Source organism: Azospirillum sp. B4, assembly GCF_000333275.1.
Taxonomy (GTDB): domain Bacteria; phylum Pseudomonadota; class Alphaproteobacteria; order Azospirillales; family Azospirillaceae; genus Nitrospirillum.
Window position 1 is genome coordinate 1 of record NZ_BACU01000695.1, and the last position, 10555, is coordinate 10555.

The following is a 10555-nucleotide window of genomic DNA, read 5'->3' on the forward strand; positions in this document are numbered from 1 at the left end:
AGGGTCAGCTGCACGTCGGGATAGATCGACAGGAATCCCGGGATGCGGGGCGTCAGCCACGTGGAGCCGAAGGCGACGGTGGTCGTCACCTTCAAGGGGGCCTTCGGGTGTCCTTGCTTTCCGAGAGCATCGCCTCTGTCATCGACAGTTTGGCGAACACCTCGCGGGCGGTGCGGTACAGCAGCTCGCCCTGTTCAGTGAGGATCAGGCCGCGGGCATGGCGATGAAACAGCGGCACGTGGAGGCTTTCCTCCAGCGCGCTGATCTGCCGGCTGACGGCCGATTGGCTGAGGTTCAGGGTCTCGCCAGCATGCGTGAAGCTGCCGGCCTCCGCCACCGCGTGGAAAACGCGAAGCTTGTCCCAGTCCATTCCCGGTCCTTATGCGTCAAAGACGTTGCGATCCCGGAAGGCGGGACCGTCGGAAATGACGGCCTCAAGCGGGCCGCCATGCAAAGAATATATACCCAGCTTGTCCGGGACGCTACCGATTGTGGGTGTCCACACGGTTAGGCCATAGACTGATAAGGCATTTTAGCGCCACAGCGTGCCGTTTTGGCAACGCCCCGGCGCTGAATTCGGGCACGCGTGGGGCCAATTCATACAAGTCAGGGCGCTGGCGTCCTAAAACGCCGGCGCCCTGACGATGACTCGGGTGCGCGGGCTATTCGTCAGTGGCCGCCCAGGAAGCGCTCGGCCTCCAGCGCCGCCATGCAGCCCATGCCGGCGGCGGTGACGGCCTGGCGGAACACCTTGTCCTTCACGTCGCCGGCGGCGAACACGCCCGGCACGTTGGTGCGGGTGCTGTCCGGCGCGGTGATGACGTAGCCTTCGGCGTCCATCTCCACATGGCCCTTGAAGATGGCGGTGGCCGGGTCGTGGCCGATGGCCACGAACACGCCGTCCAGCGGCAATTCCCGCTCCTCGCCGGTGACGGTGTCGCTCAGCGCCAGGCCGGTCACCTGCTTGGGGTTGTTCATGTCGAAGCCGCCGTCCGCCGCCCCGCCCTTGCCCAGCACCCGGTCCACCTTGTGGTTCCACACCACCTCGATCTTCGGGTTGGCGAAGACGCGGTCGTGCAGGATCTTCTCGCCGCGGAAGCTGTCGCGGCGGTGGACCAGCGTGACCTTGGCAGCGTGGTGGGTCAGGTAAAGGGCCTCTTCCAGGGCGGTGTTGCCGCCGCCGATGACGGCCACTTCCTTGCCCCGGAAGAAGAAGCCGTCGCAGGTGGCGCAGGCGGAGACGCCGGCGCCCTGGTATTCCTGCTCACCGGCCACGCCCAGCCAGCGCGCCTGGGCGCCGGTGGCGATGATGACGGTGTCGGCGACGAACTCGTCGCCGCTGTCGGCCTTGCACACGAAGGGGCGCTGGCTGAAGTCGACCGAGGTGATGACGTCGTACACCAGGGTGGTGCCGACATGCTCCGCCTGCTGGCGCATCTGTTCCATCAGGTCGGGCCCCTGCACCGCCTGGGCGAAGCCCGGGTAGTTCTCCACCTCCGTGGTGATCATCAGCTGGCCGCCCGGCTGCATGCCCTGGACCAGGATGGGCTGGAGGTTGGCGCGGGCGGCGTAGATGCCGGCGGTGTAGCCGGCGGGGCCGCCGCCGATGATCAGGACCTTGGTGCGATGCGTGGTCATGGGAACTGTTCCTGGCGGGAAGGGGGCCCTCTCGATTGGGGGCCATGCCCTCGCCGCCCTCTAGATATGGTGGGGCAGGCGTGAGGTTTCACTCAGACGCGGGACGATACCGGCAAGTGGCCCCGGGCTCAACGTCAGACGTCACACAAAAGGGGGCGGACCCCTGCGGGCATGCGGGGGCTGCCGGGCGCCCGGGTGCGGCCATTCCCCCATGGCGGCGGCCCCCATCATGCACTACATCAGGGGTATGGGTTTCGTGGATGAACGGGTTCAAAGGCGATGGCGGTGATGGCCGGTTTCAAGACATGGGCTGCGGCGGGGTTGCTGGCGCTGGCTAGCCTGGCGGCCGCGCCGGCGGGTGCCGCCCCGGTGCGGACGGAGCACACCGTCAGCCAGCTGGTGCCGGAAGGGGCCGCCGTGCCGGGCCAGCCGCTGTGGGTGGCGCTGGACCAGACGCTGCAGGATGGCTGGCACACCTATTGGGTCAATCCCGGCGACTCGGGCCTGCCGACGGAGGTCACCTGGACCCTGCCGCCGGGCTGGACGGCGGGTCCGCTGAACTTCCCGGCGCCGCACCGCTTCACCACCGGCCCCCTGGTCAACTACGGCTATGAGAAGGCGACACACATCCTGGCGCGCCTGGACGTGCCGGCCGATGCCAAGCCCGGCGCCACCGTCACCCTGACCGCCGCCGCCAACTGGCTGATCTGCGCCGATGTCTGCGTGCCGGAGGACGCGACCCTGACCCTGGACGTGCCGGTCGCCGCCCCAGGGGCGGCCCCAGGGGCGTCCAGCGCGGCGCCCGACGCCGCCGTGGCGCCGATGTTCGCGGAGGCGCGGGCGGCCTTGCCGGTGCCCAGCCCCTACGCCGCCAGCGTCAGCAGCACCAAGACCGCCGTCACCCTGCGCTTGGCCGCCCCTGGCCTGACGGCGGAGCAGGTGAAGGACGCCTACTTCTTCGCCGAGAATCCGGATCTGGTGGAGGCCGGCGCCCCCCAGGCGCTGTCCTTCACCAAGGACGGACTGGTACTGACCCTGAAGCCCACCGGCCGCGCCAAGCCCGGCCCCGTCAATGGCATCCTGGAGGTGACGGAGCTGGTGGATGGCAAGCCCACCACCCAGGCGCTGGCCATCGCCATCGCCGATGGCGCCGCGGCCACGGCCGCCGGAGGAACCACGGCCGCCCCCGCCGCCCCGGCGTTGCCCCTATGGCAGGCCGTGCTGTTCGCCTGCCTGGGGGGCATGGTGCTGAACTTGATGCCGTGCGTCTTTCCCGTGCTGTCGATGAAGGCCATGGCCCTGGTGCGCCACCAGGGCGCCCACGCCCGCGTGCACGGCCTGGTCTACACCGCCGGCGTCCTGGCCTGTTTCGCCGCCGTGGCCGCCGTGCTGATGGCGCTGCGCGCTGGCGGGCAGGAGATCGGCTGGGGCTTCCAGCTGCAATCCCCCCTGGTGGTGGCCATCCTGGCCTATGTCATGTTCCTGCTGGGCCTCAGCATGTCCGGCGTCTTCACCGTGGGCGACCGCTTCATGGGCGCTGGCCAGGGGCTGACGCAGGGCGACGGCTATGCCGCGTCCTTCTTCACCGGCGTGTTGGCCACCGTCGTCGCGACACCCTGCACGGCGCCCTTCATGGGGGCGGCGGTGGGCTACGCCCTGGTCCAGCCCTGGTATGTGGCCCTGGCCGTCTTCCTCGCCCTGGGCTTCGGCATGGCCTTGCCCTTCCTGGCCCTGGCCTCGTCCCCCTGGTTGCTGCGGCACATGCCCAAGCCGGGGGCATGGATGGAGCGACTGAAGCAGCTGCTGGCCTTTCCCCTCTACGGCTCCGCCGCTTGGCTGGTCTGGGTGTTCGCGGTGCAGGTGGGGGCGCCGGGCATGACCGGCATCCTGGTCGGCCTGGTGCTGGTGGGCTTCGCCGCCTGGCTCTATGGCGTCACCCACTATGCCGATGGCTGGGGCCGGCGCGGCGGCGCCCTGGCGGCGCTGGCGGCCCTGCTACTGGCGGTGGCCGCCGTGGTGCCGCAGGCCATCGGCAATGCCGCCCCGGTCACCGGGGGCATGAAGGCCGCCGGCGCGGATGGATTCGAGACCTTCTCCCCCGCCACCCTGGATAAGCTGCGCGCCGATGGCCGGCCGGTGCTGGTGGACTTCACCGCCGCCTGGTGCATCACCTGCCTGGTGAACGAGCGCGTGGCCCTGTCCAGCGACACGGTGCACGCCGCCTTCAAGGCCCGCAACGTGGCCCTGCTAAAGGGCGATTGGACCAACCGCGATGCCGAGATCACCCGTGTGCTTCAGGCCCACGGCCGCAGCGGCGTGCCCCTCTACCTGTTCTACCGCCCCGGTCAAGCCGAGCCGGAGGTCTGGCCGCAAATCCTCACCGAGGCCCAGGTGCTGGAAGCCGTGGGCAACCTGCCGAAGCAGAGCGCCAGCGCGCAGTAAGGCGCGAACGTTCCAATGAAAAGGGCCGGTGAAGCGATCCGCCGGCCTTTTTTGCGCCTCGGCTACGCCTCAGAACCCGAACATATGATCCAGCGCGAAGGCGCCGTGGGCGCCGTCGCGGATCAGGCCGTGATAGCCGAACAGGCGGCAGCTGGTGTCGCGGATCAGGACGTAGGCGTCGCGGCCCGCTTCCCTGATCTCGCCGCTGGTGAAGGTCTGGCCCACGCGGAAGTGGAAGCTGCCGGAGCAGGCGATGTTGACCGTGCGGCGGGCGACCTCGCGGCCGTCCTTGGTGGTCAGGATCAGGGCGGTATCGGACCGCGCCTTCCACGGCGTGCTGGCCGGATAGATCAGGTGGCACAGCGTGTCCACGTCGGCGGCCATGCCCGTGCGCAGGAACAGGCGGGTGGACAGGCCCGGGGCGCGGCCGGAATAGGACTGCGGCTCGTTCCTGTAGGTCAGCACCGTGTTGAACATGTGGGCGCCGAAGCTGGTCTCCGCCGCGTGGCCGCTGACACCGTCCTCATAGCGGAACAGGGCGTGCAGCCAGCCGTCAGCGTCGTTCTCGCCGGCGGCGAAGTCGTAGATCAGCTCCAGATGGCCGTAGCCGGAGGGCAGCGCCTTGCCGTCCAGGATGTCGGTCGCCTCAAACACCGTCTCATGGTCGCGGGGCAGGCGGCCCAGGTCGCGACGCGCCACCTCCGTTCCGTCGGCGTCGTAGACGATGGCGGTCAGCGGCAGGTGGTCCTGCGTGGTGCCCATGGGCGTGGGCAGGGCGATGGTGCGGAAGCGGCCGGCCGGGAAGATGGGGGCCGGCAGGATGAAGCCCTTGCCCATCAGGTTGGTCAGCGTGGCCAGCTTGGGGTCCGGCTTGAGGTCCACGCGCTCCACGTTGGGGTGGGCGATGCGATGGCGGGTGACGCCGGCGGCATCGGTGCGGATGACCTCATAGCGCGGGCGGACGAAGTGCTTGCCGGCGCGGATTTCCACCTGCTGCGGCCAGCGGGCCTCCGGCAGCAGGCTGGCGACGTCCAGGGCATAGGTGGCGTAGGGGGCCACCTCGCGCTCCAGGGCCACCGCCGCCTCATGACCCATCAGGTTCAGGGCCACGGCGCCGGCGGGAATGGGGCAGGGGTGGCTGTTCTGCACCCACAGGACCACCCGCTCATCCTCGCGCGGGGCCGGCAGGCCGGCGTAGAAGTCCGACGGCCAGGCGTTGGCGTCGTGGGTGCAGGACAGGGTGTCGGCGGCGTCGCCATAGGTGTCCAGCGCGTACTTCACCACGTCATGGCCGGCGGCGCCCACCACGTGGATGAACAGCTGGCCGGTGAACTCGGGAAGGTCGAACTTCCGACGCACCTGGGCGCTGTCGATGACCACGGTGCCGTCGGCGCCCGGCAGGTCCTGCGTCCAGCGCGCCAGCACCTGGCCATCCTCACCGAACAGACAGAGCCACAGATAGGGTTCCTCCGCGCCATAGCTGGACCAGTAGTTGGCCGTCACCACCCGGGTGTGATGGCCGCCAGCGTCGCGGAAGAAGGCGTAGTTGGTGGCGAAGTTCAGCGGAGCCAGGTATGTCGCCGGATTGGTCAGCAGGTCGGCCGGCAGCTTCAGGGTGTCCAGGGAAAAGACGGCGGCCCCGGCGGGGATCAGATGCCGGATGTGGGCCACCAGCCGCTCCGCGTCGAAGGCGGCGATGAACACGGCATCCACCGCCGCGTCGGCCAGCGCCGTCACCGGCTGGCCTGGGTGGCCCAGCAGCGGCCGGCCGATCATGTCGACGTTCTGGGCATAGACGCCCACCACGTCGACCGCCCCCCCGGGACCGGTCAGGTGGTGGATTTCGTCGAACGGCTCCAGCATGTTCAGGGGGTCATAGACGGCGACCCGGCCCGCCGCCCTCAGATCGGCCAGCAGCGCCTTGGCCGGCTCCGCCGCCAGCGGGTGGCCGATGGCCTTGAAATAGCTGCTGCCGCCGGTGACGTTGCTGAAGGTTTCGATCTTGAGGGGCATGGACCGGTCCAAATGACAAGGGGGCCGCCGGTCCTGGCCATTCCGGAAAATGGGGGCCGGCGGCGACGCATCAGGGCGTTATACGGGCAGAATCGCCGTTTTCACAGGTTCAGCGGAAGGGGTTCAGCCGCTTCACCTTGGCCGACAGGGAATGGCGGAACTGTTCCCGCTTCACCACGCCCTCGTCCCGCACCCAGTTCAGCTGGATGGCCCGGCGCTGGCCGACGAAGCTGGTGTGGCCGTGCCAGGCGGTGGGGCTGTTGAGGAAGGCCAGCAAGGTGCCTTCCTCCGGCGGGACTTCGGCCACGGCGTCGTCCAGGCTGTCCGGCCCGCGCAGCAGGCGCAAACGGCCTTCGGCACTCTCCCAGGCTGGGTTCATGTAGATCAGGACAGTGATGATCTTGGTCTTGCTGTCGACATGGATCTGGCCGTCCTGGGCCTTGGCCCGGCCGCGTACCGTCACCATGGTGGGGTGGCCGCTGAGATCCAGGCCAAACTTCTGCTCGAACGCCGCCGTCATGGCCGGGCCCTGGATCTCCTCCAGCAACGCGGCGAAGGCTGGGCCGTAACTCAGCTCGCGGGAGGGGAAGCTACCCGGCAGCTCGATCTCCGGGAAGTCGCGGTGGATGGCGGCCCGCGCCTCCGCCCGAACGAAGCCGGGGATGATGACGTGGGGGAAGGGATCGTTGGACAGCGGCTTGGCGCGGAAGGCGTCCAGGTCGATGGCGCGGCCCGGGTCCGTCGTCCCAATCGTACCGGACGCAGTCGCGCCGGAAATTTGGGCGCCAGGGACGGGAGAGGAGGAAGAACTGGCGGAGGTGCCGATCATGGTCTTGCTTCTTCTAGGCTGGCGCCGGCGACGGTGCCTGGGTTAGGCCCTAACTTAGAATGGTTCTTGCTGAGACTGGCTCGCAAATACCTCATCCCAGATGGGGCGGCGGGGCATCGCGGTCAATGCCGGGTGTCACGATTGGCCCACCGCGGCAATCGGTAGGCCCACCATAACACAGGCCGCACCATGGCGCCCCGTCGCGGGCTCAGCGTTTGGCGGCCATGCGTCGTAGGACCTCCGCCGCCACCCGTGGCGTGTCGTCCAGCGGCGTGGGCGTCCAGGTTTCGACCACGCCGGTGAAGGGGCGGGTGACGCCCCGTTCCACCATCAGCTGGTGGAAGCGGTCGAACTTGGGCGACTTGCCCTCCAGGGCGATGACATAGACGGGTTTGCCGGTGCTGGCCGCCTCCGACACCATGGACACGCTGTCGCCGGTGCACAGCACGGCGTCGGCCAGGCCCAGATAGCCGAAATAGGGGTTGGGGCCGCTGCCGTCCCAGACCACGGCCGGCAACCCCTCCAGCCGCTGGCGCAGCACCGCCTCGTTCTCCGCGCCCGTGCGCCGTGAGGGCGTCACCATCAGGCCCATGCCCTGGCGGGCCAGGACGGCCAGCCGGTCGGCCAGTTCCCCGGTCACGGCCGGGGTCAGCTGGTACACGCCGTTGGAGCCGCCCACCAGGACGGCCACGCGCGGATGGGGCAGGTGGTTCAGCGCGGGCGCGAACCTGGCCGCCTCGTCCGCCAGGCGGGCCGCCGTCACCCGGTGCAGGGCGCCCAGGCTTTCCATGACGTTGGCGCCGGCCTTGCGGTCGTGCGCCGGCATGACCACCAGGTCGAAGCGGGAAAAGGGCACGCCCGGATTCTGGATGTGGACGCAGAAGGTGCGCCCGCCGCTCCGGCGCCGGATGGCCAGCGCCGCGCCCACGGCGTGCCGGCCCGAGGTGATCAGCAGATCCGGCCAGGGCGGGGAGAGGGCGTCGGAGTCGGGGGTAAGGCCATGGCCCAGGCTCAGCGGCAGGTAGGGGCTGAGCTGGCGCCAGGGGGTCTTCAGGTGGATGCGCTTCACCACGGGCGTGGCGCCCACGGCCTCCGCCAGGCCCAGGCACTGGTTTTCCATGCCGGCCTTGCCGTCGGATAAAACCCAGCAGGTGGGCGGGGTTGCGGGCGTGGACAGGGGCGGGGCGGCGGGGCCGGGGGCGGCGGTCTGGGGCGTCATCGGGGCAGTTTACCCCGCATCGCGAAAGGATGGGATCGTTTCGCTCGCAACAACCTTGCTTGCCTGGGGCCGGCTGGGCATCTATGTAATATCCTTTCCAACCCACCCCTCCCGGGAGCTCAAGAAAATACCATGCGGCGGGTCAAACTCGACCGAATTGATCGGCGTATCCTTCGCGACTTGCAGGCGGACGGCCGAATGACCAACGTGGAACTCGCCCGGCGGGCCGGCATTTCTGCGCCCCCCTGCCTGCGCCGTGTCCGCGCCTTGGAAGAGGCGGGCTTCATCCGGGGCTACCATGCGGACATCAATCCCGAGGCCTTGGGCTTTGGTGTCACGGTGTTCGCGCAGGTGGGCCTGTCTTCCCAGGCGGAAGCGGATCTGAAGAAGTTCGAGGGCATGGTCAACAGCTGGCCCGAGGTTCGGGAATGCAGCATGCTGGCCGGCGAGACGGACTTCCTGCTGAAGATCGTGGCCGCCGACTGGGACAGCTATCAGCGCTTCCTGACCACCAAGCTGACCGCGGCCCCCAACGTCAGCCATGTGAAGTCGGCCCTGGCCATTCGGCAGTCCAAATACACCCCCGGCGTTCCCATCGACGTCGATGTCGGCCCTGAGGTGCTGGACGACGACGAGGACGAGGAATAACCCCAGCGGCATTCATGCCGCTGTAGGACGCGACTGCGTCCGCCGGAGGTTTCCGGGGAGCGTAAGCGGACTGGGAACCGAGGATAAGCCAAGCCAGCGGATGCTGGCGCCCGGCGCCTGAGGGGGCGCATAAGTCCCGTTCCCTGACAAACGCCATAAAGAAAGGCCCCCGCCGGATCACCAGCGGGGGCCTTTCTTTTGGGATGACCAGGAAGGCGCCGCCTCAGCGGAAGGCGATTTCCACGATCTCGTAGCTCTTGGAGCCGCCAGGCGTCGTGACCTCGACATTGTCGCCGACATGCTTACCGATCAGCGCGCGCGCCAGCGGGCTGGTGATCGACAGGAAGCCGTTCTTGATGTCGCTCTCGTCCGCGCCGACGATCTGGTACGTCGACTCCTCGTCGGTGTCCTCATCCGCCAGGCGAATGGTGGCGCCGAACTTCACGGCGTTGCCGGATAGCTTGCTGACGTCGATGACCTCGGCACGGCTGATCTTGTCCTCCAGCTCCATGACGCGGCCTTCGATGAAGCTCTGGCGCTCACGCGCGGCATGGTATTCCGCGTTTTCCGACAGGTCGCCGTGCTCACGCGCTTCGGCGATGGCCTTGATCACGGCTGGCCGCTCGATGACCTTCAGATGCTTCAGTTCTTCCTGGAGGCGGGTATAGCCCGCAAACGTCATCGGGATTTTTTCCATAGCCTTCGATATTCCGTTACTCAGAACCCAAGGGATTTCCTTGGGGCGGGCCCCACGGGGCCCGCATCGCGACAACGAGAAACCCTCCCGAGGGTGATCTTGATCCCGGGATGGCGGCCGGTCGGCCGTCATCCCCAGGTCGATCGATCACCCGCAGGTTAGTAAGTCCCGCTCAGATAGGACTGAAGCGGCGCAACCTCAAGGCTGCCGGTGCGCAGCGCCGAGATGGCGTCCACAGCGGCGCGGGCACCCGCGACCGTCGTGTAATAGGGAATGTTATTGACGAGTGCGGTGCGGCGCAAGCTGAAGCTGTCGGACACCGCTTGCGCGCCTTCCGTGGTGTTGAACACCAGCTGCACGGCGCCGTCGATCATGGCGTCGACAATGTGCGGCTGACCCTCCAGCACCTTGTTGATCTGGCTGACCGGAATGCCGGCCGCCGACAGCACCTTGGCGGTACCGCAGGTGGCCACGATCCTGAAGCCCATGTCGACCAGGCGACGGGCCACCGGAACCAGGGCCGGCTTGTCTCGTTCCCGAACCGAAATGAACACCGTGCCGGTGGTCGGCAGGGTGACGCCGGCGCCCAGCTGGGCCTTGGCGAAGGCCATGGCGAAGTTGGGATCCAGGCCCATGACCTCACCCGTGGAGCGCATCTCCGGCCCCAGCAGGATGTCGACGCCGGGGAAGCGGTTGAAGGGGAACACCGCCTCCTTCACCGCCGTGTGCGGCGGGAAGGCGCCGCCCAGCTTGAAATCGCCCAGCTTTTCGCCGGCCATGACGCGGGCGGCGATCTTGGCGATGGCGGTACCGGTGGCCTTGGCGACGAAAGGCACGGTACGGGAGGCGCGTGGGTTCACTTCCAGGATGTAGATGTCCTGGCCGGCGGGGCCGGTGCCATCCGGATTCGCCTTGATGGCGAACTGGATGTTCATCAGGCCCACGACGTTCAGACCATGGGCCAGGGCTTCGGCCTGGCGCTCCAGCTCCTCAACAACCGGCTTGGGCAGGGTGTAAGGGGGCAGGGCGCANGCGCTGTCGCCGGAATGGATGCCGGCTTCCTCGATGT

At 68.4% G+C, this 10555-nt stretch carries 7 protein-coding genes and 2 pseudogenes; 2 read left to right on the forward strand and 7 right to left on the reverse strand.

All coding sequences use genetic code 11. The annotated features are described in order from the left end of the window. Positions 1-370: pseudogene (locus I55_RS31230) on the reverse strand (LysR family transcriptional regulator); the annotation flags it as partial. A gap of 299 nt (positions 371-669) precedes the next feature. Further along, complete coding sequence (gene trxB / locus I55_RS31235) at positions 670-1638, reverse strand: thioredoxin-disulfide reductase (RefSeq protein WP_049974681.1); 969 nt, start codon at positions 1636-1638, stop codon at positions 670-672. A gap of 288 nt (positions 1639-1926) precedes the next feature. Between trxB and I55_RS31240 the strand changes: the two genes are divergently transcribed. Further along, the gene (locus tag I55_RS31240; protein WP_044564643.1) at positions 1927-4080 is read left to right on the forward strand and encodes a protein-disulfide reductase DsbD; all 2154 of its coding nucleotides are present in this window, start codon (positions 1927-1929) and stop codon (positions 4078-4080) included. A 69-nt stretch (positions 4081-4149) separates the two neighbouring features. Here I55_RS31240 and I55_RS31245 read toward each other — a convergent pair whose 3' ends face one another. From I55_RS31245 to I55_RS31255, 3 genes are all read right to left on the reverse strand, one after another. Beyond that, positions 4150-6093, reverse strand: coding sequence for a hypothetical protein (locus I55_RS31245; protein ID WP_044564639.1), 1944 nt, complete (start codon positions 6091-6093; stop codon positions 4150-4152). Between the two features lie 109 nt (positions 6094-6202). Then, positions 6203-6922: a 2OG-Fe(II) oxygenase gene (locus I55_RS31250; RefSeq protein ID WP_083901581.1), complete on the reverse strand. Its 720-nt coding sequence runs from the start codon at positions 6920-6922 to the stop codon at positions 6203-6205. A gap of 208 nt (positions 6923-7130) precedes the next feature. Further along, positions 7131-8141, reverse strand: coding sequence for a mitochondrial fission ELM1 family protein (locus I55_RS31255; RefSeq protein WP_044564640.1), 1011 nt, complete (start codon positions 8139-8141; stop codon positions 7131-7133). A gap of 132 nt (positions 8142-8273) precedes the next feature. On the opposite strand from I55_RS31255, the gene I55_RS31260 reads away from it, so the two are divergent. Further along, on the forward strand, positions 8274-8789 hold the full coding sequence (locus I55_RS31260; RefSeq protein WP_040849174.1) for an Lrp/AsnC family transcriptional regulator: 516 nt from the start codon (positions 8274-8276) through the stop codon (positions 8787-8789). A 223-nt stretch (positions 8790-9012) separates the two neighbouring features. Here the strand turns inward: I55_RS31260 and greA are convergent, their stop codons facing one another. Continuing rightward, positions 9013-9486, reverse strand: a complete 474-nt coding sequence (gene greA / locus I55_RS31265; protein ID WP_044564641.1) for a transcription elongation factor GreA — start codon at positions 9484-9486, stop codon at positions 9013-9015. A gap of 158 nt (positions 9487-9644) precedes the next feature. Continuing rightward, positions 9645-10555, reverse strand: a pseudogene (locus I55_RS31270) (carbamoyl phosphate synthase large subunit); the annotation flags it as partial.